General features: G+C 72.1%; 22 protein-coding genes. 15 read left to right on the top strand and 7 right to left on the bottom strand.

The features are described from left to right. The 7 genes from AC3A5R_RS20570 to AC3A5R_RS20540 all read left to right on the top strand — a co-directional run. The coding region (locus tag AC3A5R_RS20570) for a DEAD/DEAH box helicase (RefSeq protein WP_487622636.1) at positions 1-1,762 on the top strand (1,762 nt) is incomplete at its 5' end. Positions 1,763-1,803: 41 nt separating this feature from the next. Next, positions 1,804-2,364, top strand: coding sequence for a YqgE/AlgH family protein (locus AC3A5R_RS20565; RefSeq protein WP_487622635.1), 561 nt, complete (start codon positions 1,804-1,806; stop codon positions 2,362-2,364). A gap of 11 nt (positions 2,365-2,375) precedes the next feature. Beyond that, entirely contained in the window at positions 2,376-3,197 is an 822-nt protein-coding gene (locus AC3A5R_RS20560; protein ID WP_487622634.1) for a glutamate racemase, read from the top strand. Next, the gene (locus tag AC3A5R_RS20555) at positions 3,194-3,526 is read left to right on the top strand and encodes a DUF3039 domain-containing protein (RefSeq protein WP_487622633.1); all 333 of its coding nucleotides are present in this window, start codon (positions 3,194-3,196) and stop codon (positions 3,524-3,526) included. The genes AC3A5R_RS20560 and AC3A5R_RS20555 overlap by 4 nt, the downstream gene beginning before the upstream one ends. Before the next feature lie 116 nt (positions 3,527-3,642). Next, complete coding sequence (locus AC3A5R_RS20550) at positions 3,643-4,578, top strand: zinc metalloprotease (protein WP_487622632.1); 936 nt, start codon at positions 3,643-3,645, stop codon at positions 4,576-4,578. Positions 4,579-4,710: 132 nt separating this feature from the next. Further along, positions 4,711-6,471 carry a DEAD/DEAH box helicase gene (locus tag AC3A5R_RS20545; RefSeq protein WP_487622631.1) on the top strand — a complete coding sequence of 587 codons (1,761 nt, stop codon included), beginning with the start codon at positions 4,711-4,713 and terminating at the stop codon, positions 6,469-6,471. A gap of 162 nt (positions 6,472-6,633) precedes the next feature. Then, positions 6,634-8,487, top strand: coding sequence for a bifunctional metallophosphatase/5'-nucleotidase (locus AC3A5R_RS20540; RefSeq protein WP_487622630.1), 1,854 nt, complete (start codon positions 6,634-6,636; stop codon positions 8,485-8,487). A 74-nt stretch (positions 8,488-8,561) separates the two neighbouring features. On the opposite strand, the gene AC3A5R_RS20535 is transcribed toward AC3A5R_RS20540, so the two are convergent. Continuing rightward, positions 8,562-9,896: an alpha-amylase family glycosyl hydrolase gene (locus AC3A5R_RS20535; protein ID WP_487622629.1), complete on the bottom strand. Its 1,335-nt coding sequence runs from the start codon at positions 9,894-9,896 to the stop codon at positions 8,562-8,564. Further along, entirely contained in the window at positions 9,893-10,420 is a 528-nt protein-coding gene (locus tag AC3A5R_RS20530; RefSeq protein ID WP_487622628.1) for an Lrp/AsnC family transcriptional regulator, read from the bottom strand. Before AC3A5R_RS20530 ends, AC3A5R_RS20535 begins: the two co-directional genes overlap by 4 nt. Before the next feature lie 107 nt (positions 10,421-10,527). On the opposite strand from AC3A5R_RS20530, the gene hppD reads away from it, so the two are divergent. The 3 genes from hppD to AC3A5R_RS20515 all read left to right on the top strand — a co-directional run bounded on the left by hppD (position 10,528) and on the right by AC3A5R_RS20515 (position 14,474). Then, positions 10,528-11,760 (top strand): 4-hydroxyphenylpyruvate dioxygenase, encoded by a 1,233-nt coding sequence (hppD, locus tag AC3A5R_RS20525; protein WP_487622627.1) that lies wholly within the window; start codon positions 10,528-10,530, stop codon positions 11,758-11,760. 91 nt (positions 11,761-11,851) lie between these two features. Then, positions 11,852-12,697: an RDD family protein gene (locus tag AC3A5R_RS20520; RefSeq protein ID WP_487622626.1), complete on the top strand. Its 846-nt coding sequence runs from the start codon at positions 11,852-11,854 to the stop codon at positions 12,695-12,697. 199 nt (positions 12,698-12,896) lie between these two features. Beyond that, positions 12,897-14,474 carry a DHA2 family efflux MFS transporter permease subunit gene (locus tag AC3A5R_RS20515; protein ID WP_487622625.1) on the top strand — a complete coding sequence of 526 codons (1,578 nt, stop codon included), beginning with the start codon at positions 12,897-12,899 and terminating at the stop codon, positions 14,472-14,474. Between the two features lie 62 nt (positions 14,475-14,536). Here AC3A5R_RS20515 and AC3A5R_RS20510 read toward each other — a convergent pair whose 3' ends face one another. From AC3A5R_RS20510 to AC3A5R_RS20500, 3 genes are all read right to left on the bottom strand, one after another. Then, positions 14,537-15,385 carry a DinB family protein gene (locus tag AC3A5R_RS20510; protein WP_487622624.1) on the bottom strand — a complete coding sequence of 283 codons (849 nt, stop codon included), beginning with the start codon at positions 15,383-15,385 and terminating at the stop codon, positions 14,537-14,539. A 56-nt stretch (positions 15,386-15,441) separates the two neighbouring features. Next, the gene (gene fahA / locus AC3A5R_RS20505; protein WP_487622623.1) at positions 15,442-16,680 is read right to left on the bottom strand and encodes a fumarylacetoacetase; all 1,239 of its coding nucleotides are present in this window, start codon (positions 16,678-16,680) and stop codon (positions 15,442-15,444) included. Between the two features lie 74 nt (positions 16,681-16,754). Continuing rightward, on the bottom strand, positions 16,755-17,597 hold the full coding sequence (locus tag AC3A5R_RS20500) for a hypothetical protein (RefSeq protein ID WP_487622622.1): 843 nt from the start codon (positions 17,595-17,597) through the stop codon (positions 16,755-16,757). 94 nt (positions 17,598-17,691) lie between these two features. On the opposite strand from AC3A5R_RS20500, the gene AC3A5R_RS20495 reads away from it, so the two are divergent. Together AC3A5R_RS20495 and AC3A5R_RS20490 are read left to right on the top strand one after the other, a co-directional pair. Continuing rightward, the gene (locus AC3A5R_RS20495) at positions 17,692-18,963 is read left to right on the top strand and encodes a homogentisate 1,2-dioxygenase domain-containing protein (protein ID WP_487622621.1); all 1,272 of its coding nucleotides are present in this window, start codon (positions 17,692-17,694) and stop codon (positions 18,961-18,963) included. 16 nt (positions 18,964-18,979) lie between these two features. After that, positions 18,980-19,639 (top strand): IclR family transcriptional regulator, encoded by a 660-nt coding sequence (locus AC3A5R_RS20490; protein ID WP_487622620.1) that lies wholly within the window; start codon positions 18,980-18,982, stop codon positions 19,637-19,639. Positions 19,640-19,780: 141 nt separating this feature from the next. Here the strand turns inward: AC3A5R_RS20490 and AC3A5R_RS20485 are convergent, their stop codons facing one another. Both AC3A5R_RS20485 and AC3A5R_RS20480 read right to left on the bottom strand, forming a co-directional pair. Further along, positions 19,781-20,401 (bottom strand): isochorismatase family protein, encoded by a 621-nt coding sequence (locus tag AC3A5R_RS20485; RefSeq protein ID WP_487622619.1) that lies wholly within the window; start codon positions 20,399-20,401, stop codon positions 19,781-19,783. A gap of 3 nt (positions 20,402-20,404) precedes the next feature. Further along, positions 20,405-21,655: a nicotinate phosphoribosyltransferase gene (locus AC3A5R_RS20480; protein ID WP_487622674.1), complete on the bottom strand. Its 1,251-nt coding sequence runs from the start codon at positions 21,653-21,655 to the stop codon at positions 20,405-20,407. A 158-nt stretch (positions 21,656-21,813) separates the two neighbouring features. Between AC3A5R_RS20480 and clpS the strand changes: the two genes are divergently transcribed. From clpS to AC3A5R_RS20465, 3 genes are all read left to right on the top strand, one after another. After that, positions 21,814-22,116 (top strand): ATP-dependent Clp protease adapter ClpS, encoded by a 303-nt coding sequence (gene clpS, locus AC3A5R_RS20475; protein WP_076259177.1) that lies wholly within the window; start codon positions 21,814-21,816, stop codon positions 22,114-22,116. Further along, positions 22,116-22,772 carry a DUF2017 domain-containing protein gene (locus tag AC3A5R_RS20470; protein WP_487622618.1) on the top strand — a complete coding sequence of 219 codons (657 nt, stop codon included), beginning with the start codon at positions 22,116-22,118 and terminating at the stop codon, positions 22,770-22,772. The genes clpS and AC3A5R_RS20470 overlap by 1 nt, the downstream gene beginning before the upstream one ends. Positions 22,773-22,894: 122 nt before the next feature. Continuing rightward, on the top strand, positions 22,895-23,662 hold the full coding sequence (locus AC3A5R_RS20465) for an MBL fold metallo-hydrolase (protein ID WP_487622617.1): 768 nt from the start codon (positions 22,895-22,897) through the stop codon (positions 23,660-23,662). Positions 23,663-23,671 lie beyond the last annotated feature (9 nt).

The raw sequence follows: 23,671 nt of genomic DNA, 5'->3' as shown, positions 1-23,671 counted from the left end.
GCGCGACGACCGTGGCGACCGTGGGTTCCAGCGTCGTGACGACCGTCCCCGTTTCGACCGCGACGACCGTGGCGACCGTGGGTTCCAGCGTCGTGACGACCGTCCCCGTTTCGACCGCGACGACCGTGGCGACCGTGGCGACCGTGGCTTCCAGCGTTCGGACGACCGACGCTCCTTCGACCGTCCGCGCTTCGAGCGGGACGACCGCGGCTCCGGCCGGTCCTTCGACCGGGACGCCGACCGCGCCCCCGTGAGCTTCGAGGACGCCGAGGCCGAGCGCATGGACGCCGACACCTGGACCAAGGCGACGCGTAAGCCCGTCTCCGACGGGCCGGTCGCGGTGGCCGCCGACAACGGCTTCGCCGCCCTCGGCCTGCCCGAGCCGCTCGTCGAGCGCCTCGCCCGCGACGGCATCACGACGCCGTTCCCGATCCAGGCCGCGACGATCCCCGACGCGCTCGCGGGCAAGGACGTCCTCGGCCGCGGCCAGACGGGCTCGGGCAAGACGCTCGCGTTCGGCCTGCCGGTCATCACCCGGCTGCTCGAGGCCGAGACCCCGCGTCGTCCGCGCCGACCGCACGCCCTGATCCTCACGCCGACGCGTGAGCTCGCGATGCAGATCTCCGACGCGCTCGAGCCGCTCGTGCACGTCACCGGCCTGCGCCACAAGCTCGTCGCCGGCGGCCTCAGCTACACGACGCAGATCAACGCGCTCAACAAGGGCATCGACATCCTCATCGCGACGCCGGGCCGCCTCAACGACCTGCTCGAGCGCGGCGCGGTGGAGATGGACGACATCGCCATCACGGTCCTCGACGAGGCCGACCACATGGCCGAGATGGGCTTCATGGCCGAGATCACCACGACGCTCGACAAGATCCCCACCGAGGGCCAGCGCCTGCTCTTCTCGGCGACGCTCGACCGCGGCATCGACGACCTCGTCGCGAAGTACCTCAACGAGCCGGTCATCCACTCGACCGACGACGCCACCGCCTCGGTCGAGACGATGGAGCACCACGTGCTCCTCATCGACCCGCAGCACAAGAAGGTCATCACCGCCGAGGTCGCCAACCGCGAGGGGCGCACCGTCGTCTTCTGCCGCACCAAGCTCGGCGCCGACCGCATCGCGCTGCAGCTGCGCGAGCAGGGCGTCATGGCCGCGGCGCTGCACGGTGGCCTCAACCAGGGCCAGCGCAACCGCGTCCTCGGCGCCTTCCGCGACGGCAACCTCCCGGTGCTCGTCGCGACGGACGTCGCGGCCCGCGGCATCCACGTCGACGACGTCTCGGTCGTCCTGCAGGTCGACCCGCCGGCCGACCACAAGGACTACCTGCACCGTTCGGGCCGCACGGCCCGCGCGGGTGACAAGGGCACCGTCGTGACCCTCGCCCTGCCGCACCAGCGGCGCACGATGGAGCGCCAGCTCAAGGACGCCGGGCTCGACATCGCGCCGGTCCGGGCCACGCCCGGCGACGCGATCATCGCGGCCACCGGCGCCACGACGCCGAGCGGCGTCGCGATCGCCGAGGAGGACTTCCAGCGCCTCATCGCCGGCCCGAAGCAGCACCGACGCGGACCGGCCGGCCCGCGCGGCCCGCGCCAGGGCTCGCGAGGCGGGTTCCGCCCGCACCACGGCGGTCACGGTGCCCACCGAGGCCGTGACGACCGCGACGGGCGCGACCAGCGTCGTGGCCGCGACGAGGGCTTCGTGTCCCGCTGGGGCGACGACGAGCGTCCGAACCGCCGCGGCGCGCGCTTCTGAGCGACCGCAGAACCGACCGGCCGGTGTGGAAGGCTGGGCCCGTGAGCCCGCGCTTCCACACCGGCCGTCTGCTCGTGGCCACGCCCTCGGTCGGCGGTGACGTCTTCCACCGCTCGGTCGTGCTCATGCTCCACCACGACGAGGGCGGCGCCCAGGGCGTCGTGCTCAACAAGCCGCTCACGGCGGGCGTCGACTCGGTCCTGCCCGGCTGGGAGCGCGTCGTCACGGCGCCGCACGTCATCTTCCAGGGCGGCCCCGTGTCGACGTCGTCGGCCCTCGGCCTGGTGACGGTGCCCGGCGACGTGCCCGAGCCGCTCGGCGTCAAGCGCCTCTTCGGCTCGATCGGCCTCGTCGACCTCGACGTGCCGACGCCTGTCGTGGCGGCCGAGCTGGCCGGGATGCGGATCTTCGCCGGCTACTCCGGCTGGGACGCCGGGCAGCTCGAGGGGGAGGTGCTCCGCGGCGACTGGTACGTCGTCGACGCCGAGGTGCGCGACGCCTTCACCGCCGACCCCGACGACCTCTGGCGCTCCGTGCTGCGGCGCCAGCGAGACAGCCTCGCCTACGTCGCGAGCTTCCCCGACGACCCGACGATGAACTGACGGGCTGGCCCATGCACCCCGACACCGCGAGCCCCACCCGGCCCCGACGCGTCGCCTTCGTCGACAGCGGCCTGGGCCTCGTCGCCTACGCCGACGCGCTGCTGACCCTGCGGCCCGACCTCGGCCTCGTGCTCGCGCTCGACCCCGACAACATGCCGTACGGCCCGCGTCACCCCGACGACGTGCGGGGGCTCGTGCTCGACCTCGCCCGGGCCGCGCTCGAGCACGAGCCGGACGCCGTCGTCGTCGCGTGCAACACGGCCTCGGTGCACGGCCTCGACGCCGTGCGCGCCGAGCTCGAGCCCGACGTGCCGGTCATCGGCACCGTCCCGGCGATCCGCCCGGCGGCGGCCGCGGGTGGCCCCGTGGCCGTCTGGGCGACCGCAGCGACGACGGGCAGCGACTACCTGCGCGGCCTCGTCGACGCGTTCGCCGCCGACGTCGAGACCCACGCGGTGGCCGCGCTCGGGCTCGCCGAGGCCATCGAGTCCGGTGACCTCGACGCGGTGCAGGCGGCGGTCGACCTCGCCGCCGAGCGCACTCCGGCCGGCGTCCGCTCGCTCGTGCTCGGCTGCACCCACTACGGTCTCGTCGCCGAGCGCATCACCGCCGCGGTGCCGGCCGGCGTCACGATCTTCGACTCGCCCGTCGCGGTGGCCCGCCAGACGTTACGACGCCTCGGGCTCGAGCCCGACCCGACCGCGCCACGGGCGGGCGTCGATGCCGTGCTCCTGTCCGGCCGACCGGGAGAGCTGCCGGGCGTGCTCGCCACCTACCCGGCGGGCGCACGGCTGCTCGAGGCGGCCGCAACGCGTCCTACACTCGCGACATGAGCACGATGCCTCCCGACCCCTTCGAGAACGAGCCGCAGCCCCTGCGCAGCACGAGCACGGCGACGATCGAGCGCGAGGAGGTCCGCGAGGAGCTCCAGGAACCGGGCGACCACGAACGCTTCTCGCACTACGTGCGCAAGGAGAAGATCCTCGAGAGCGCCCTCAGCGGCGAACCGGTCGTCGCTCTCTGCGGCAAGATCTGGGTGCCCGGACGCGACCCGCAGAAGTTCCCGGTGTGCCCCGTGTGCAAGGAGATCTACGAGGGCCTGCGCGACCCCCAGGACGGCGGCGACAGCGGTTCGGGCGGCAGCGGCGACGGCGACTCCTGAGAGTTTCCTGACACAGTCTTTACCGGCTGCGGCCTTCGCGCTGACCCGGGCGTTCCTACGCTCGCTGGCTAGCGTCACCCGATCGGGCGACGTGACAGCGAGAAAGGTTCTCCCTCATGAAGCTCCGCTCACTGGCGCTGGCTGCTCCGCTCGCGCTCGTCGCCGCCTCCCTGGCCGCCCCGGCCATGGCCTCCCCGACGCTCGACGGCCGCGCCGGCTCGGCCTGCCTCGACCCGGCGGCGGTCGGCGCCCGCAGCATGCACGGCACCGCGAAGGACCCGCACGAGCTGTCCGACGCCCAGGTGCGAGCCAACGAGGCGGCCCTCGGCAAGGCGCTCGCGGCCAAGGGGATGAGCCTCACCTCCTCCGGAGCCGCCGCCAGGCCCGGGGGCGGGTCCGCCTTCACGAGCCCGACGATCGACGTGTACTTCCACACGATCACGAGCGGTTCGCAGGGAGCCATCAGCGCGTCGACGATCAACAGCCAGATCTCGGTGCTCAACAACGCCTACAGCGGCACCGGGTTCAGCTTCCGGCTCGCCGGCACCGACGTCACGAACAACGCCACGTGGTACACGGTGACCCCGGGATCCACGGCCGAGCGCGACATGAAGAACACCCTGCACAAGGGCGGCAAGGCGGCCCTCAACCTCTACGCCGCCAACATCGGTGACGGCCTGCTCGGGTGGGCGACGTTCCCGAAGAAGAACCCGGGCACGCAGGACGGCGTCGTCATGCTCAACGCGTCGATGCCCGGCGGGTCGGCGACCAACTACAACCAGGGCGACACCGCGACCCACGAGGTCGGCCACTGGCTCGGGCTCTACCACACCTTCCAGGGCGGCTGCTCGGGCTCGGGCGACTACGTCGAGGACACCCCCGCCGAGGCGAGCCCGGCCTACGGCTGCCCCACCGGCCGCGACACGTGCACGAGCCCCGGCCTCGACCCGATCAAGAACTTCATGGACTACACCTACGACTCGTGCATGAACGAGTTCACGACCGGCCAGAAGACCCGCATGCAGGCGCAGTGGACGGCCTACCGCGCCTGACCTGCGACGATGTCGCAAAGACGGGCGTAGACGCTCGGCTCGCCTGCGGCACATAGCATCCCGACCGAGGCCCCGCCAACACGGCGGGGCCTCGGCATGTCGCCGGAGGGGAGCGGCTACCGTGGGCGGCCTATGAGTTCAGGGGCCGCCTTCCACCTCCCACCCGCCTTCCCGGAGCGGGCCGCGTGGGGTACCGCGAGCAAGCTGCGTGCCTGGCAGCAGGAGGCCCTCGACCTCTACCAGGCGAAGTCTCCGCGCGACTTCCTCGCCGTGGCCACGCCGGGCGCCGGCAAGACGACCTTCGCCCTGCGCGTCGCCACCGAGCTGCTCTCGGCCGGCATCGTGCACCGGATCACCGTCGTCGCGCCCACCGAGCACCTGAAGACGCAGTGGGCCGACGCTGCTGCACGCGTCGGGATCAGCCTCGACCCGAAGTTCAGCAACAGCATCGGGCGGCACAGCGAGGACTACCACGGCGTCGCCGTCACGTACGCGCAGGTCGCCTCGCGCCCGTCGCTGCACCGCGAGCTGACCACGTCCAGGCCCACCCTCGTCATCCTCGACGAGGTGCACCACGGTGGGGACAGCAAGAGCTGGGGCGACGGCATCCGCGAGGCCTTCGAGCCCGCGGCGCGGCGCCTGTCGCTGACCGGCACCCCGTTCCGCTCCGACACCTCGCCGATCCCGTTCGTGCGCTACGAGCTCGACGAGGAGGGCGTGCTCGTCAGCTCGAGCGACTACGCCTACGGCTACGCCGAGGCGCTGCGCGACGGCGTCGTGCGACCCGTCCTCTTCATGGCCTACGGCGGCACGATGCGGTGGCGCACCCGCGCCGGCGACGAGCTCGAGGCGCGCCTCGGCGAGCCGATGACCAAGGACGCCGTCGCCAACGCGTGGCGCACGGCGCTCGACTTCAAGGGCGAGTGGATCCCGGCGGTGCTGGCCGCGGCCGACAAGCGCCTCACCGAGGTGCGCCGGCACATCGAGGACGCCGGGGCCCTCGTCATCGCCAGCAACCAGACCCAGGCCCGGGCCTACGCCTCCCACCTGCGAGGGCTGACCGGCGAGTCGCCGACCGTCGTCCTCTCCGACGACCAGGGCGCCTCGAAACGCATCGAGGAGTTCTCGAACGGCACGTCGCGGTGGATGGTCGCCGTGCGGATGGTGTCCGAGGGCGTCGACGTGCCGCGCCTCGCCGTCGGCGTGTACGCCACCTCGACCTCGACGCCGCTCTTCTTCGCCCAGGCTGTCGGTCGCTTCGTGCGGGTGCGCCGGCGCGGCGAGACGGCGTCGGTGTTCCTGCCCTCGGTCCCCGTCGTCCTCGACCACGCCCAGCGCCTCGAGGAGCAGCGCGACCACGCCCTCGACCGCAAGCCCAACCCCGACGACGTCGCGCAGATGTGGGCCGAGGAGCAGGCCCTGCTCGACGAGGCCGCGCGACCGGAGAAGGCGAGCGGCGACCTCGCCGAGGGACAGTTCGAGGCCCTCGAGTCCGAGGCGCACTTCGACCACGTGCTCTTCGACAAGCAGCAGTGGGGGATGCACGCCGAGGTCGGCTCCGAGGACGAGCAGGACTACCTCGGGCTGCCCGGCCTGCTCGAGCCCGACCAGGTGGCTCAGCTGCTGCGCGAGCGGCAGAGCAAGCAGGTGCGCAAGGCGCCCAAGGACGCCGTCGGGCCGGTTCCCGTTGCCGCGCACCGGGCGCTCGCCGCGCAGCGCAAGGAGCTGAACCAGCTCGTCGGCGCCTACGCGCGGCAGAAGGGCTACCCGCACGCCAACGTCCACATGGACCTGCGGCGCGCGTGCGGTGGGCCCGACCTCGCGGCCGCGAGCAGCGACCAGGTCACCGAGAGGATCGAGAAGATCCGGCTCTGGCTCGTCGGCCGCCGCTGAGCCGTCGCGCGGCGTCAGTCGCTGTTCACGAAGGCGCCCCGTCCTCATCGCCCCGTTCGTCCCCGGCCGCGGCTAGGGTCAGGCCCGTCCCGCCCCGGCGGGGCCGACCCCACACCGCATCGTGACCCCGCGCATCACCCCGGCGCGGCAGACAAGGACGACATGAGCACCAACGAGACCCCCGACTTCCTCTCCTCGCCCACGACCCGTCGGCAGCTGCTCGCGATGGCCGCCGTCGGCGGGGCGGGCATCGCCACCGTGGCCGCCGCCTCGCCCGCCGGCGCAGCGGGCACCGCCGGCAAGGGCGCCGGCACCGACGGCGAGATCGTCACCCTCACCGTGCTCGGCACCACCGACCTGCACGGCAACGTCTTCAACTGGGACTACTTCAACAACCGCGAGTACGACGACAAGACGCACAACGACATCGGCATCGCCAAGGCGTCCTCGATCGTCAAGATGCGCCGCGCCGACCTCGGCGCCGCCTCGACGCTCACCCTCGACGCCGGTGACACCATCCAGGGCACGCCGCTCGCGTACTACTACGCCAAGATCGACCCCATCACCGGCGGGGCCACCCACCCGATGGCCGCCGCGATGAACCAGGTCGGCTACGACGCCGCGGCGCTCGGCAACCACGAGTTCAACTACGGCATCGACACCCTGCGCGCCTTCGAGAAGCAGCTGAACTTCCCGCTCCTGTCGGCCAACACCGTCGACTGGAACACCGGCGCTCCCGCCTTCAAGCCCTGGGTCATCAAGACCGTTAAGCTCGAGGACCGCAAGCCGATCAAGGTCGGCATCCTCGGCCTCGTCACCCCCGGCGTCGCGATCTGGGACAAGGCCAACGTCGACGGCAAGCTGAAGTTCCCCGGCATCATCGAGCAGGCCAAGGTCTTCGTGCCGCGTCTCAAGGCCGCCGGCGCCGACGTCGTCATCGTGTCGTGCCACTCGGGCACCAACGGCAAGTCGTCCTGGGGCGACGCCCTGCCCTACGTCGAGAACGCCAGCCGGCTCATGGCCGAGCAGGTGCCGGGGATCGACGCCGTCCTCGTCGGGCACTCGCACGTCGAGGTCGTCGACAAGGCCACGAACGCCCAGACCGGCAAGCCGGTGCTGCTCGTCGAGCCGCTCTACTGGGGCATGCGGGTGGCCGAGATGACGCTCTCGCTGCAGAAGGTCCGGGGCCAGTGGCAGGTCGTCGACTCCGCCGGGCGGCTCTGGAACGCCAACGCGGTGCCCGAGGACCCGGCCGTCACCGGCGCCGTCAAGAGCGCCCACGAGAAGGTCCTGGCCTACGTCAACGGCGTCATCGGCACGTGCAAGCAGGCCATGTCGGCGGCCACCTCGCGGTACGAGGACACCCCGGCCATGGACTTCATCAACTTCGTGCAGGCCGATGCCGTCAAGAAGGCCCTCGCCGGTACGCCTGAGGGCGCGCTGCCGATGCTGTCGATCGCGGCGCCGTTCAACAAGCTCGCGTCGATCCCCGAGGGCGACGTGACGATCCGCGACGTCGCGGGCCTCTACATCTACGACAACACGCTGCTCGGCATCGTGCTGACGGGCGCGCAGGTCAAGGACTACCTCGAGAAGAGCGCGTCGTACTTCGTGCAGTACTCGGGGACCGGTCCGGTCGCGGCCGACGCCATCACCGGCGCCGGCGGCACGCCCGACTACAACTACGACATCATGGGTGGGCTCGACGCCGACCTCACCTACGACGTCGACATCGCCAAGGCGGTCGGCTCGCGCATCACGAACCTCGCCTACGGCGGGGCGCCGGTCGCCGCCGACGCGCGGTTCGTCGTCGCGATCAACAACTACCGGCAGTCCGGCGGTGGCGGCTTCCCGGGCGTCACGACGGCCCCGGTCGTCTACAACCGGCAGATCGAGATCCGCCAGCTGCTCATCGACTGGGCCACCACCAACAAGGTCATCGACCCGGCGACGTTCTCGAGCATGGACTGGCGCCTCGTCAGCAACGGCGCCCCGATCACGGTCACGAACTCCTGACGGAGCCCTGACCCGGCACGCGAGAGGCTCCCACGACCCGGTCGTGGGAGCCTCTCGCGTCGCGGGGGAGCGGGTCAGGCCCCGACGAGCACCCGATGGCCCCACGCCGGCAGGGTCACGGTGTCGCCGACGGCGAGCGACACCGGCGTCCCGTCGAAGGCGTCGACCCAGGAGCCGGCCTGCGGGCCCTCGCCGAGGGTCACGGTGGCGTCGTCGGGGGAAAGGTTGAACGCGGCGAAGACGCGGTCGCCCTCGACCTCCCGGACGAAGGCGATGACCGATGCCTCGTCGGTGTTGGGCACGCGCACCATCCGCCCTCCCCAGGCGCCGTTCCACAGCGCCCGGTGCGCCTTCTTCAGCGTGAAGAGGCTGCGGTACAGCTCGCCCTGCGGGTCCTCGCGCCACTCGATGACGTCCTTGTCGAAGAACGCGAGGCGCTTGTCGCTGCCGGCCTCCTGCCCGTTGTAGACGAGGGGCACGCCCTCGCCGACGACCGACAGCACGATGGCGGCCTCGAGGGCGTCGCCGAACTGCTCGTACTCGGTGCCCTCCCACGCGTTCTTGTCGTGGTTGCTGACGAAGGTCATGCGGTAGGCGTCGCGCGGATAGAAGCGGTCGTTCCACGCGTAGTAGACCTTGAGGGCCTCGACGTCGGCCTTGCCCATCGCGATGCGGTGCATCGTCTCGTTCCAGCTCCACGCGTACGTCATGTCGAAGGCGCGGGCGTGCAGGTCGCGGGACTCCCACTCGGCCAGCATGAACACCGGCTTGATGGCGTCGAGCTCGGCCCGCACGCCCTCCCAGAAGTCGAGCGGCACGAAGCCGGCCACGTCGCAACGGAACCCGTCGACGTCCGCCTCGCGCACCCAGTAGGCCATGGCGTCGGCCATGTAGCGACGCAGGCCGGGCTGGTCGTAGTCGAGGTCGATGATGTCCTCCCAGTCCCACCAGGGAGTCGGGCGGAAGTCACCCTTCCAGTCGCGGGCGTACCACTCGGGGTGCTCCTCGGCGAGGGGGTTGTCCCAGGCGGTGTGGTTGGCGACCCAGTCGAGGATGACCTTGAGGCCGAGGCCGTGGGCGGTGTCGACGAAGTGGCGCAGGTCCTCGAAGGTGCCGAACTCGGCGTTGACGCCGAGGTAGTCGCGCACGGCGTAGGGGCTGCCGAGCGGGCCCTTGCGGTTGAGCTCGCCGATCGGGTTGACCGGCATGAGCCACACGACGTCGATGCCGAGGTCCCGGATGCGGGGCAGGTGCGCCTCGGCGGCCCGGAAGGTGCCCTCGGGCGTCAGGTTGCGCTGGTTGACCTGGTAGATCGTCGCCGACCGGCTCCACTCAGGGTGGGTGAGTCGGACGTCGGGGAGCGGCGTCGTGAGGTCGGGTGCGGTGACCGGGGGGTGGTCGGGCGTCACGGTGTGGTGCCTCCTCGGGCGAGGTCGAGCAGGTGCTCGACGAGCGGGACGGTGCGGTGGTCGAGCCGGGTGGCGAGGGAGATGACGGTGGACGCGCGCGTCACGTGCTCGTCGTCGACGACGAGGTCGATGACGCGCTGCAGGTCGGCGTTGTCGCGCCCGACGATGCGGATGAGCACGTCGCCGGACCCGGTGATGGTGTGCGCCTCGAGCACCTCCGGGATCGCGGCCAGGTGCTCGACGACGGGGGAGTGGCCGCCACGGCCCTGGCGGATCTCGAGGGTGCAGAAGGCGGTGACGGGGTACCCCAGGGCGGCCGGGTCGACGTCGGGAGCCATCGACCGCAGGACGCCGGAGCGCTGGAGCCGGTCGAGCCGGGCCTGGACGGTGCCGCGGGCCACGCCGAGCCGGCGTGAGGCCCCGAGGACGCCGATGCCGGGCTCGTTCAGGAGCAGCAGCAGGATGCGGCAGTCGAGGGCGTCGACGGGCGGCCGGGGTGCGGGTCCGGTGGGCGGCGTGGACATGGGCACATTGTCCAGTACAAGGCGGCCATCAGGCAACACTTTGTGCATGCTGCCTATCCGCGTGTCGCCCAGTTGACCACCGCCGCGAGGTGGGTCACGCTCCCGCCATGACTGACACGATGCCGTCTCAGGCCGCCGACCTCACCACCCAGGAGCGCGAGGCCGACCTCGACCTCGACCAGCTCAAGCAGCTCGTCGGCCTCGTCGAGTACGACGAGAACACCGACGTCTTCCCCGTCACCGGCTGGGACGCGATCGTCTTCGTCGCCGGCAACGCCACCCAGAGCGCGCACTACTACCAGAGCGCCTGGGGCATGGAGCTCGTCGCCTACTCGGGCCCCGAGAACGGCAACCGCGACCACAAGGCGTTCGTCCTGCGCAGCGGCTCGATCCGTTTCGTCGTCAAGGGCGCCGTCGACCCCGACAGCCCCCTCGCCGACCACCACCGCCGGCACGGCGACGGCGTCGTCGACATCGCCCTCGAGGTGCCCGACGTCGACAAGTGCATCGCCCAGGCCCGCAAGGCCGGCGCCACCGTGCTCGAGGAGCCGGCCGACCACACCGACGAGCACGGCACCGTGCGAGTCGCCGCCATCGCCACGTACGGCGAGACCCGCCACACGCTCGTCCAGCGCACCGTCGACGGCCAGACCTACGCCGGCTCCTACCTGCCCGGCTACCAGCCGGCGGCCTCGACGTACGTCCGTCGCGAGGGCCAGCCCAAGCGTCTCTTCCAGGCGCTCGACCACATCGTCGGCAACGTCGAGCTCGGCCACATGGACGAGTGGGTCGGCTTCTACAACCGCGTCATGGGCTTCGTGAACATGGCCGAGTTCATCGGTGACGACATCGCCACCGACTACTCGGCGCTCATGAGCAAGGTCGTGGCCAACGGCAACCACCGGGTCAAGTTCCCGCTCAACGAGCCGGCCATCGCCAAGAAGAAGAGCCAGATCGACGAGTACCTCGAGTTCTACCGCGGCGCCGGGGCCCAGCACCTCGCCGTCGCGACCAACGACATCCTCGCCACCGTCGATGCCCTGCGCGCCAACGGCGTCGAGTTCCTCGACACCCCCGACAGCTACTACGAGGACCCCGAGCTGCGCGAGCGCATCGGCAACGTCCGCGTGCCGATCGAGGAGCTCCAGTCGCGCAAGATCCTCGTCGACCGCGACGAGGACGGCTACCTCCTGCAGATCTTCACCAAGCCCCTCGGGGACCGCCCGACGGTCTTCTTCGAGCTCATCGAGCGGCACGGCTCGCTCGGCTTCGGCAAGGGCAACTTCAAGGCCCTCTTCGAGGCGATCGAGCGCGAGCAGGACAAGCGCGGCAACCTCTGAGACGCCCGTTCCCCGGACCCGTCACCCCGCGGGGTGGCGGGTCCGACGCGGCGGCGCCGGAATGGGGCCGACGGCGTGGCAGAGTTGAGCCATGAGCCAGCAGCCCTCCGGGTGGTACGACGACCCCAGCAACCCCGACATGCTCCGGTACTGGGACGGGGTCACGTGGACCAACCACACCGCGCCGAAGAAGTCGCCGACCGCCTCGCAGAGCACGATCGGGCGCGCGTACGGCGCCGACGCCGGAAGCGATGCCACCGGGGCCGCGGCGCCCACCGCGTCCGGGGCGCCGACCCCGACGACGCCCATGCCGCAGGGTGGCTGGCAGCAGGGGCAACAGCCCTACCAGCAGTCCCCGTACCAGCAGGCGCCCCAGTACACCGCTCCCGGGCCGGGCGCGCAGTGGCTGTACAACGTCAAGACGACCGCCGACGGCGTGCCGCTCGCGTCCTGGGGCAAGCGGTTCGCGGCCTGGCTCATCGACGGCGTCATCCTCCTCATCGGTTCGGTGATCCTCACCCGGATCGTCGCCCCCGACTTCACCGACACGTTCCAGCGGTTCATGAACGTCGCGGCCACGCAGGACCAGGCGGCGATGCAGCGGATGGTCAGCGACCTCACGTCGCAGTCCCTGCGGATCGGCATCTCGACGTGGATCTTCGTCTCGGTGTACTGCGTGGCGTTCTGGACCACCGTGGCCCAGACCCCGGGGAAGATGGCGCTCGGCATCAGCGTCCGTCGCGTCTCCGAGCCGGGCCCGCTGCCGTTGGGTACCGCGGCGCTGCGCCGCCTCGTGCCGCTCGCCGGGCAGTTCGTCGGCATCCTGACGCTCATCGACTACCTGTGGCCGCTCTGGGACGACAAGCGCCAGGCGCTGCACGACAAGGTCGCGAGCACCCAGGTCGTCGAGGGCAAGCAGCCGCGCAAGCAGGGCTGACCCTCCGCCCGCACGGACGCGCCCCCACCTCGCCGGGTGGGGGCGCGTCGGCGTTCCGCCACGCGGTCGTCACGCCGACGGCGAAAAGGGTTTGTCCCGGTGTCGGTGGTTCCGGGCACAATGTCGCTCGCGCGGTCATCACCGCTGCCCACGGCGCCGACGCCGTGCCCACACTCCACCTCGAGTCCGGAGCGCCGCTGTGTCCTCATCCACCACCACGACCCCCGCGGGCCTCTCGCCTAGCCATCCCGACAAGCTCGACGCCGCGGTCCTCAAGGTCGCCGGCGTCGTCGTGCTCGGGGCGATCATGTCGATCCTCGACATCACGGTCGTCAACATCGCGCTGACGAAGTTCCAGACCGTCTTCGCCGAGCCCGGCGGCCAGCCCCTCGCGTACTCCACCGTCGCTTGGACCGTCACGGCCTACACGCTCGCGCTCGCGACGGTCATCCCGCTCACCGGCTGGGCCGCCGACCGCTTCGGCACCAAGCGGCTCTACATCATGGCCGTCATCCTCTTCACCGCCGGCTCGGCCCTGTGCGCAGCCGCCGGGTCGATCGAGGTCCTCATCGGCTTCCGTGTGCTGCAGGGCCTCGGCGGCGGCATGCTCATGCCCCTCGGCATGACGATCATGACCCGTGCCGCCGGTCCCGACCGGATGGGCCGGCTCATGGCCGTGCTCGGCATCCCGATGCTGCTCGGCCCGATCTTCGGCCCGATCCTCGGCGGCTGGCTCATCGACAACTACTCGTGGCACTGGATCTTCCTCATCAACGTGCCGATCGGCCTCGTCGCCGTCGGGTACGCGCTGTGGGCGCTGCCGTCCGACCGGCCCCAGCCGTCCGAGTCCTTCGACCTCATCGGGATGCTGCTCATGTCGCCGGGCCTGGCACTCTTCCTCTACGGGGTCAGCTCGATCCCGGGCGAGGGCAGCGTCACCTCGGCCAAGGTCTACGGACCGGGGCTCGTGGGGCTGGCCATGATCGTGGCCTTCGTCCTCTACAGCTTCCGGCCGCAGCACCCGCTGCTCGACCTGCGCCTCTTCTCCAACCGGCGCCTCACGGTCGCGACGATCACGATGTTCCTCTTCGGGGCGGCGTTCTTCGGCGGCCTGCTCCTCGTGCCCCAGTACCTGCAGCAGGTGCGGGCCGAGACCCCGCTCCACTCCGCCTACCTCATGGTGCCGCAGGGCATCGGCGCGATGCTGACGATGCCCGTCGCCGGTGCGCTCGCCGACCGCTTCCCGGTCGGACGCATCGTCCCGTTCGGCCTCGCCGCCATCGTCGCGGGCATGTTCGCGCTGACGCACGTCGGTCCCGACACGAGCTACTGGGGCTTCGTCATCCCGGTCCTGTTCGTCATGGGTCTCGGCATGGGCGGCACGATGATGCCGATCATGACCTCGGCGCTCAAGACGCTGACCCACCACCAGGTGGCGCGCGGGTCCACGCTGCTCAACATCACCCAGCAGATCGCGAGCTCGATCGGGGTGGCCGTCATCTCGGTCGTCTTCACCACCTACCTCAACGACTCGCCGAAGGCCGGGGCCGTGCTGGGCGCCCAGTTCGACCCGTCGGTCAAGGACCGGCTCGGTCCGCAGGGGATGGCTCAGGCCGTCGCCGAGCTCGCGGACGTCTACGGCCGCACGTTCCTCATCGCGGCGATCCTCTGCGCGGCGACGCTCGTCGCGGCGTGGTTCCTGCCGCGCCGGCACGAGCAGTCGCACCTGCTCGACGAGGACGCGCAGGCGCCTGCGGCTCCCGTCGTCATCCACTGACGCTGCACGACGTTGCGCCTCGTGCCCCCGACCGGCTGGTCGGGGCACGAGGCGCTTCCGGGTCAGGGCGCGTCGGGGCGGCCGGCGAGGGCCGCGAGGTCGCGCTCGGCGAAGAGCCGGTGGTGGTACTCCTCGTTGAGCACGACGAGGAGGCAGTCGCGCACCGCGAAGGACCGACCGGGCGGCGGCCAACCGGGCGCGTCGACCGGGGTCGTCATCCGGTCCAGTCCCACCGCGTCGATGCCGTCGACGACCTCGCGCACCGTGGCCATCCGCTCGTGCCGCAGCTCCAGCGCCTCCTCGAGGGAGGGGCGCACCTGCCGGTCGCGAGGCACCCCGGGCGTCGGGGGCATGTCGTCCCACGGCAGGTCCAGCGGGTGCCACGGTGCCGGGTCGCCGAGGACGCCGCGGCCGACCCACGCGTCGGTCGCGAAGGCGAGGTGGCGCAGCGTCTCCACGAACGACCACTCGCCGTCGACCGAGGCATGCAGCTGCTCCGGCGGCAGGGTGCGGGCGCGCTCCACCGTGCCGGCCCAGAGCCGCTCGACGGCGTCCCATGCCTCGCGGAAACCGTCGGGGTCGGTCGGGCGCATCTTCGGTCGGTCGGGGTCGCGCCGGTCCAGCTCGGCCTCGACGAGGGGCACGACGTCCACGCCGTTGACCGTGACGTTGAGCAGCTCGCCGGTGATGTCGACGTCCTGCAGCTCGACCCCACGCATGACGACCCGGCGCAGCTCGCTGAACCGGAAGGTGGCGTCGGCGAGGTGGACCTGCTCGAACCCCGACCCGCGCAGGTCGACGGCTCGGAACGTGCTGTCGCTCAGGTCGACCCGCTCGAAACGCGATTCGTGCAGGTCCTGCTCGACGTGCTCCTGGCCGGGCTGTCCCGGGCTCCCTGCGGTGTCGCTCATGGCGCGACGGTAGACCGGGAACCGGACGTTCGGCGTCCGGAGTGTCGTCGTTCGGGTCAGCGGGCGGGGCGGATCGTGCCGGTGGCCTCGGCGATGCCGATGCGCGCGCCGTCCGGCCCGGGGGCCCAGGCCGTCATGGTCACGGTGTCGTCGTCCTCGAGGAACCCGCGCGTCGACCCGTCGGGCAGCTGCAGCGGGTCGGTGCCGTTCCACGTCAGCTCGAGCAGGGAGCCGCGGGAGCCCTTCTCGGGGCCGGAGATCGTGCCCGAGCCGAAGAGGTCGCCGTCGCGCAGCGAGGCGCCGTTGACGGTGAGGTGGGCCAGCATCTGGGCGGGCGACCAGTGCATGACGCGGTGCTCGGGCCGGCTGACGACGGTGCCGTTGAGCGCGACCTCGACGTGCACGTCGAGACCGAAGGCGTCCCCGCGCAGGTAGGGCAGCACCTCCGGGTCGGTCTGGCCGGGCAGTGGCACGCGGGCGGTCTCGAGCGCGTCGAGCGGGGTGACCCACGCCGACACCGTCGTCGCGAACGACTTGCCGAGGAAGGGGCCGAGCGGCACGTACTCCCAGGCCTGCAGGTCGCGGGCGCTCCAGTCGTTGAGCAGGACGACGCCGAAGAGGTGGTTTGCTGCCTCGTCGACCGACACCCGGCTGCCGAGCTCCGTGGCGCCGCCGACGACGTAGCCGAGCTCCGCCTCGATGTCGAGGCGGATGCTCGGGCCGAAGACGGGCGCAGGGTCGTTCGGCCCCTTGCGCTGCCCGGTGGGCCGGACGACGTCGGTTCCCGAGACGACGACGGTGCCAGAGCGCCCGTGGTAGCCGATCGGCAGGTGCTTCCAGTTCGGGGGAAGGGCGGCGTTGTCGGGTCGGAAGACCTTCCCGACGTTGCTCGCGTGGTCCTCGCTGGCGTAGAAGTCGACGTAGTCGGCCACCTCGACCGGCAGGTGGAGGGTGACGTCGGCGAGCGGGTGCAGGTGGGGGGAGACCCCGTCGCGGTGGACGTCGTCGGTGAGGATCTCGGTGAGCCACTGCCGGGCGACCGTCCACGCGGGGCGGCCGAGGGCGAGGAACGCGTTGAGGCTGGGCGTCAGCCACGCGGTGGCGAGGTCCGGCCCCTCGCCGACGAGCCCGGCGTCGCGGCCGATCGCCGCGACCTTCCCGGCGTCGAGAACGAGGTCGCCGATCCGCACGCCGACGCGCCGGCTCGGGTCGTCGGCGGTGCTGAGAACGCCGTATGGCAGGGTGTGGATGCCGAAGGGGTGGTCGGCGGGGACGTCGAGCCACGTCGTCGTCACGTCGATCTCCTTGTCGTGGTGGGGAACTCGTGGTGGTCAGGCGTGGTGGAAGGGCGTGAAGGGCGTGAAGGCGCTCAGGGGACCAGGCCGAGGGCCTCGAGCTCGTGTAGCGGGTCGAGGACGCCACAGCATCCGTACGACGCGAACGCGCGACGGACGCGGGTTGCATCCTCGTGCCCGAGCGAGGAGACGGCGCCGACGAGCACCTCGGTGTCGGTGCGGGCGAGCGTGGCGGCCAGGTGCGGCGCCTCGGCGCCGTCGAGGGCCTCGTGGACGGCGAGCAGGACGTTGAGCAGGCCGTGCATCGGCTCGCCGGCGTAGCGGCCGCGTACGACGTGGTGCAGGCCGCCGGTCAGCTTGAACGACAGGCCGCGCAGGACGGCGGCGTCGAGGAAGGCGCCGAGCGCGACCTCGTCGGGCCACGGCCACGTCGGCGTCGGCCCGGTGCGGAACTTGGCCCGGACGTCGTGGTCGTCGTCGACGGCCTCCGCGACGTCGTCGAGCGCCCGCTCCTGTTCGGCCCCCGTGCCGACCTCGACGACGAGCGGCACCTCGAGGTCGAGCAGGGCCCGCCAGCCGGCGGACCAGCCGACCTCGCCGGCCGTCACGAGCACCCGGTCGTCCTCGCGCAGCAGGCCGACGGCGTCGGCGAGCGCCTCTTCGGGCGAGCCGGGACGCACGACGAGCGACACCGCCAAGGGCTCGTTGGCAGTGCGCTCGTCGGCGGCCGCGAACGCGGCGAGATCAGCGGCGGCAGACGCAGGGGCTAGGAGCGGCCCGACGTGCGGGCCGTGGTCGGTCGTGCGACGGTCGAGGTGCTCGCGCACGGCGACGTCGAGCGCGGCGTTTCCGGGTGGGAAGACCGCCGCGTCGTCGACGAGACGGTCGAACAGGGGCGCGAACGGCGTCCTTGACATGGTTCCGGAGCGTACTCCACTGTTGCCGTAGTGATACGTCGACGTCCGTTGAGCGGACGCGTCGGCGTGCGGACGACAGAGAGGCCAGTGGTCCATGGCGCACTACCACGCCGTAGGTGACATCCCCCCGAAGCGGCACACCCAGCACCGCCGGCCCGGCGCCGACGGGCAGCCCGGCGAGCTGTACTACGAGGAGCTGATGGGGGAGGAGGGCTTCTCCTCCGACTCCTCGCTGCTCTACCACCGCAACATCCCGTCCACGACGGTCGCCACCGCGGTGTGGGAGCTGCCCGACCAGTCGACGACGCCGAACCACCCGCTGACGCCGCGCCACCTCCGGCTGCACGACCTCTTCGACGCCGACGCCGTCGCACGCACCGACGTCGTCACCGGGCGCCGCCTCGTGCTCGGCAACGGTGACGTGCGCATCTCGTACGCCGTTGCCGCACAGGCGAGCCCGTGGTACCGCAACGGCATCGGTGACGAGTGCGTGTACGTCGAGCGCGGCGCGGCCCGCTGCGAGACCGTCTTTGGCGCCTTCGACGTCGCCGAGGGCGACTACGTCGTCATCCCGCGGGCCACGACGCACCGCTGGCTGCCCGTCGCCGACGGCGACGAGCCGCTGCGCGCCTACTGCATCGAGGCCAACAGCCACATCGCCCCGCCGAAGCGCTACCTCAGCAAGTACGGCCAGCTGCTCGAGCACGCCCCCTACTGCGAGCGCGACCTGCGGCAACCCGCCGGGCCGCTCCTGGCCGAGGACATCGGGGCCAGCCCGGACGAGCAGACCGACGTCCACATCAAGCACCGCGGCAACGGCCCCGGTGGCGTCGTCGGCACGGTCCACACGCTGCCGTTCCACCCGCTCGACGTGGTCGGCTGGGACGGCTGCCTCTACCCGTACGTCTTCAACGTGCGCGACTTCGAGCCGATCACGGGCCGCATCCACCAGCCGCCGCCCGTGCACCAGGTCTTCGAGGGCTGGAACTTCGTCATCTGCAACTTCGTGCCACGCAAGGTCGACTACCACCCGCTCGCCGTGCCGGTGCCGTACTACCACTCCAACGTCGACAGCGACGAGATCATGTTCTACGTCGACGGCGACTACGAGGCGCGCAAGGGCTCGGGCATCGGCAAGGGCTCGATCTCGGTGCACCCCGGCGGACACCCACACGGCCCGCAGCCGGGTGCCACCGAGGGCTCGCTCGGTGTCGAGCGGTTCGAGGAGCTCGCCGTCATGGTCGACACGTTCCGCCCGCTCGAGCTCGGCGAGGCCGGCCTGGCGGTCGACGACGGGCTCTATGCGATGTCGTGGTCGAAGGGTCTCGGTCACCCGGCGCCCGGTGGCGCCCACTCCGAGGGCTGAGGAGGACGGGCACGTCGTGGCCGACCCCACAGGACGCAGCGAGTCCTCCCAGACCCTCGACCGCGGCATCCGGGTGCTCGAGGTGCTCGCCCTGCCCGGGCGGTCCGGCGGGCTGACGATCACCCAGCTCGCGAGCGAGCTCGGGGTCGGACGACCCGTCGTCTACCGGCTCGTCGCGACCCTCGAGGAGCACCGGCTGGTCTCGCGCGTGGCCGACGGTCGGGTGCGGCTCGCCCTCGGCCTGACGCGTCTGGGTGCTGCCGTCACGCCGATCGTGCGCACCGAGGCGCGTCCGGTGCTGCGCGAGCTCGCCGACGCCGTCGGCGCGACGGCCCACCTGACGATCGCCGACGGCGACGAAGCGCTCGCGCTGGTCGTCGTCGAGCCCACGTGGACCGACTTCCACGTGGCCTACCGCTCCGGGGCGCGGCACCGCCTCGACCAGGGGGCCGCCGGGCGCGCGATCCTCGCCGGACGCGAGGGGCGTCGCGACGTCGTCGCCACCGACGGCGAGCTGCAGCCCGGGGCGCACGGGCTCGCCGTTCCGGTCCTGACCGGTGACCCCGACGCCGTCGAGGCGTCCGTGGGCGTCGTCGCCCTCGAGCCCCTCGAGGTGCGGACGGTCGGGCCGCGTCTCGAGCGTGCGGCCAGGGCGCTGCGCGCCGTCCTCGTCTGACCCGCACACGGCGGCCTCGACGGGTTCGAGGTATCTGCTCGCGCCCCGGCGCGACGTGATACCTCGACCCGTTCGACCCAGCCTCGGTCAAGGTCGCCGTTCGCGCTCCACCGCGACGGAACACCTCGACCCACGAGCGGGTCAGTCCCCGACGGTCGGGGTGCCGACGAGGCTGATGCCGGCCGCGTCGAGCTGCTCGAGGGCGGCGTCGGTCGTCGGTCGCGCGACGCCGGCGGTGAGGTCGAGCAGGACGGAGGTGTCGAAGCCGGCGCCCCGCGCGTCGAGGGCGGTGGCGCGGACGCAGTGGTCGGTGGCGATGCCGACGACGTCGACGGCCGTGACGCCGCGCGTGCGGAGCCACGACGCCAGGTCGGTGTGCTCGCCGTCGTCGCTGACGCCCTCGAACCCGCTGTACGCCGCCTCGTGGCGGCCCTTGCGGAAGACCGCCTCGACGTGGCCGAGCGCCCCGGCGAGAGACGGGTGGAACTGCGACCCCTCCGAGTCGGCCACGCAGTGCACCGGCCACGAGTCGACGTAGTCGGGCTCGGCGCTGAAGTGCGCGCCCGGGTCGATGTGCCAGTCGGCGGTGGCGACGACGTGGGCGTAGTCGCGGGCGTGGGCGCTGACGTGCGCGCTGACGGCCTCGGCCACCGCAGCGCCACCGGCGACGGCGAGGGAGCCGCCCTCGCAGAAGTCGTTCTGCACGTCGACGATGACGAGCGCGCGCGTGCTCGCGTCGGTCGGGCTCGCGGATCCGGCCATGGCTCAGTGCTCCTCGTAGATCGTGGGGATGACGGGCTCACCGCGGGACAGCTGGGCCGCGGCGCGTGGAAGCTCGGCGCGTGAGGCCGCGTGGCGAGCCCGAGCCTCGTGGATGTCCTGGTGGTCGACGACCTCACCGTCGCGCACGAGCTCGACCATGAGCGGCCGGTCGTCGCCGTCGTCCTGGGGCCGCTCGCCGATGCCGACGACCTCGGCCTGCGCGACCCCGGCCCCGTTGCGGCGCCGCATCGCCCACTTGCGCCCACCGACCGACGTCTTGTCCTTGCTCTTCTTGGCCACCGGAGCCATCGCGCCCGAGCCGTCCTCGCGCTGGACGAGCTTGTAGACCATGGAGGCCGTCGGGGCGCCCGAGCCCGTGACGAGCGCCGTGCCGACGCCGTACCCGCTGACCGGCGCCGCGGCGAGGGCGGCGATGGCGAACTCGTCGAGGTCGCTCGTCACGATGATGCGGGTGTCGCGGTTGCCCGCGGCGTCGAGCTGCGCTCGCACCTCCTGGGCCTGGATGAGCAGGTCGCCGGAGTCGAGGCGGACCGCGCCGAGCTCGGCCCCCGCGACCTCGAGGGCGAGGTCGACGGCGGTGTGCACGTCGTAGGTGTCGACGAGCAGCGTCGTGCCCTTGCCGAGGGAGTCGACCTGGGCCGTGAACGCCTCCTTCTCCGAGTCGTAGAGGAGGGTGAAGGCGTGCGCGGCCGTGCCCGCGGTGGGCACGCCGAAGCGTCGGCCCGCCTCGAGGTTGCTCGTCGTGCCGAACCCGGCCACGTAGGCCGCGCGCGCGGCGGCGACGGCGGCCTCCTCGTGGGTGCGCCGCGACCCCATCTCGATGCACGGGCGGTCACCGGCGGCGGCCGTCATGCGCGAGGCCGCCGACGCGATCGCGGTGTCGTGGTTGAGGATCGACAGCACGAGGGTCTCGAGCAGGACGCCCTCGGCGAAGGTCGACTCGACGACGAGCACCGGCGAGCCGGGGAAGTAGCACTCGCCCTCTGCGTAGCCCGTGACGTCGCCGGAGAACCGGTAGCCCGCGAGCCAGTCGAGGGTGGGCCGGCCGACGACGCCGGCGCTCTCGAGGAAGCGCAGCTCGTCGTCGCCGAAGCGGAACTCCTCGAGGGCCTCGAGGACGCGCCCGGTGCCGCCGACGACGCCGTAGCGTCGCCCGTCGGGCAACCGCCTCGCGAACACCTCGAAGACGCACCGTCGGTGGGCCTCGCCCGAGGCGAGGGACGCCTGGAGCATCGTCAGCTCGTAGTGGTCGGTCAGCAGCGCCGTGCTCGCGGCGCGAGGGCTCGTCGGGCTCACGCGCCCACCCTATGCGCGCCGGTCCCGGGCATCCGGGTGGAGCCGGCCGGGCCGGAGGCGTCGGGCGCGTGTGTCGGGGGACCTAGGGTGGTCCCGTGACGCCGAGCCTGTCCCTCGCCCCGGTCGAGGAGGAGACCACCTCCGTGGAGGAGGTCGTCGCGCCCGACGTGCCGTGGGTGACGATCGTCTGGAACGACCCGGTCAACCTCATGACCTACGTGACGTGGGTCTTCGAGACCTACTACGGCTACCCGCGGGCCAAGGCCGAGAAGCTCATGATGGACGTGCACGTCAAGGGCCGCGCCGTCGTGGCCAACGGCCCTCGCGAGTCGATGGAACGTGACGCCGAGGCGCTGCAGGGCTACGGGCTGTGGGCCACCTTCGAGAAGGACGAGTGATGGCACGCGCCTTCCTGCGCGAGGACGACCGGTATGTCGCGCTCCTCGACGACCTCGAGCGCACGGTGCTGCGCGGCCTCATGGAGCAGACGCGCATCCTGCTGTCCCCGGAGGTGGAGCCCACCGGCGACGCCTTTGACGACCTCGTCGCCTCGATGGGCCTGTCGCTCAAGGCTGCCGACGCATCCGACGGCACCGACGACGCCGGCACGGAGGAGGAAGGGCGCGACCCGGCCCTCGACCGGCTGCTGCCCACGGCGCACCGTGGCGACGACGCCGTCGCGGCGGAGTTCCGCCGCCTCACCGAGGAGGGGCTGCGCCAGCGCAAGAGCGGCAACCTCGACCTGGCGCTTCGCCGCATCGAGGCCGCCGCCGACGACCGCGTCGAGCTTGCCCCCGAGGAGGCGCCGCCCTTCCTCGTGGCGCTCACCGACGTGCGCCTGCTCCTCGGCGAGCGGATGGGCATGCGCACCGAGGAGGACGCCGAGGCGCTCTACGACGCGCTCGAGTCGGTCGACGGCGACGACCCGCTCGGGTACGCCATGGCCTGGTACGACTTCCTCACCTGGCTGCAGGAGACCCTGACCCAGGCCCTCATGGGTGGTCGGCTCGACGCCCTCGGCATCGACGTCGACACCGACGACGACACCGACTGACGACGCGACTGACGACACCGACCGACGACGCGACTGACGACACCACCGTGCCGGGCGTGGCGTCCGACACACCGGACGCGCGTGGACGCGCCCGCGTCGGTCCCGGCACCTAGGCTCGGGCCGTGGACGTGACGATCGTCGGTTGCTCGGGGTCCTTCGCCGGCCCCGACTCTCCCGCGTCCTCCTACCTCGTCCGGGCCGAGCACGAGGGCCGCACGTGGAGCGTCGTGCTCGATCTCGGCAACGGGGCGCTCGGCGCCCTCCAGCGGCACGTCGTCCCCTACGAGGTCGACGCCGTCGTCCTCTCGCACCTGCACGTCGACCACTGCATCGACATGTGCGGGCTCTACGTCATGACGCGCTACGTCCCGGGCGGCACCGGCCGCGGACCGCTGCCGACGTGGGGCCCACCCGGCGCCGGCGCCCACCTGGCCCGCGCCTACGGCAGCGGCGAGTCCGAGGCGCTCCTCGCGGCCTTCGACTTCCACGACCTGCGCGACCGCGAGTGCTTCACCGTCGGGCCCTTCACCATCACGCCGATGCGGGTCGAGCACCCCGTCGAGGCCTTCGGGTTCCGCGTCGAGGCGGGTGGGCGCACGCTCGTCTACACCGGCGACACCGACGCGTGTCCGGCGCTGTCCGACCTCATGACCGGGGCCGACCTCGTCCTCGCCGACTCGGCGTTCGTCGACGGCCGCGACACGGTTCCGGGCATCCACCTGTCCGGCCGTCGCGCCGCCGAGGCCGCGATCGCGGCGGGCGGCGTCCGCCGGCTCATGCTCACCCACATCCCGGCGTGGAACGACCCCGAGGTGTGCCGGGCGCAGGCCGCGGAGGTGTGGCCCGGCGACGTCGAGCTCGCGGCGCCCGACGCCACGTACTCGCTCTGAGGCGTCCAC

This window comes from Intrasporangium sp. Soil_C_50 (genome assembly GCF_057656595.1).
The sequence above is the reverse complement of the archived record's forward strand: the minus strand, read 5'-3'. Positions and strand labels throughout refer to the sequence as shown.

Bases quoted from the DNA above. Each gene is read 5' to 3' on its own strand.
- AC3A5R_RS20510 (WP_487622624.1), bottom strand. From the start codon at position 15,385: ATGAGCGACACCGCAGGGAGCCCGGGACAGCCCGGCCAGGAGCACGTC.
- AC3A5R_RS20520 (WP_487622626.1), top strand. From the start codon at position 11,852: ATGAGCCAGCAGCCCTCCGGGTGGTACGACGACCCCAGCAACCCCGAC.
- hppD (WP_487622627.1), top strand. From the start codon at position 10,528: ATGACTGACACGATGCCGTCTCAGGCCGCCGACCTCACCACCCAGGAG.
- AC3A5R_RS20560 (WP_487622634.1), top strand. From the start codon at position 2,376: ATGCACCCCGACACCGCGAGCCCCACCCGGCCCCGACGCGTCGCCTTC.
- AC3A5R_RS20500 (WP_487622622.1), bottom strand. From the start codon at position 17,597: ATGTCAAGGACGCCGTTCGCGCCCCTGTTCGACCGTCTCGTCGACGAC.
- AC3A5R_RS20555 (WP_487622633.1), top strand. From the start codon at position 3,194: ATGAGCACGATGCCTCCCGACCCCTTCGAGAACGAGCCGCAGCCCCTG.
- AC3A5R_RS20545 (WP_487622631.1), top strand. From the start codon at position 4,711: ATGAGTTCAGGGGCCGCCTTCCACCTCCCACCCGCCTTCCCGGAGCGG.
- AC3A5R_RS20550 (WP_487622632.1), top strand. From the start codon at position 3,643: ATGAAGCTCCGCTCACTGGCGCTGGCTGCTCCGCTCGCGCTCGTCGCC.
- AC3A5R_RS20470 (WP_487622618.1), top strand. From the start codon at position 22,116: ATGGCACGCGCCTTCCTGCGCGAGGACGACCGGTATGTCGCGCTCCTC.
- AC3A5R_RS20495 (WP_487622621.1), top strand. From the start codon at position 17,692: ATGGCGCACTACCACGCCGTAGGTGACATCCCCCCGAAGCGGCACACC.
- AC3A5R_RS20540 (WP_487622630.1), top strand. From the start codon at position 6,634: ATGAGCACCAACGAGACCCCCGACTTCCTCTCCTCGCCCACGACCCGT.
- AC3A5R_RS20480 (WP_487622674.1), bottom strand. From the start codon at position 21,655: ATGCTCCAGGCGTCCCTCGCCTCGGGCGAGGCCCACCGACGGTGCGTC.
- AC3A5R_RS20485 (WP_487622619.1), bottom strand. From the start codon at position 20,401: ATGGCCGGATCCGCGAGCCCGACCGACGCGAGCACGCGCGCGCTCGTC.
- AC3A5R_RS20530 (WP_487622628.1), bottom strand. From the start codon at position 10,420: ATGTCCACGCCGCCCACCGGACCCGCACCCCGGCCGCCCGTCGACGCC.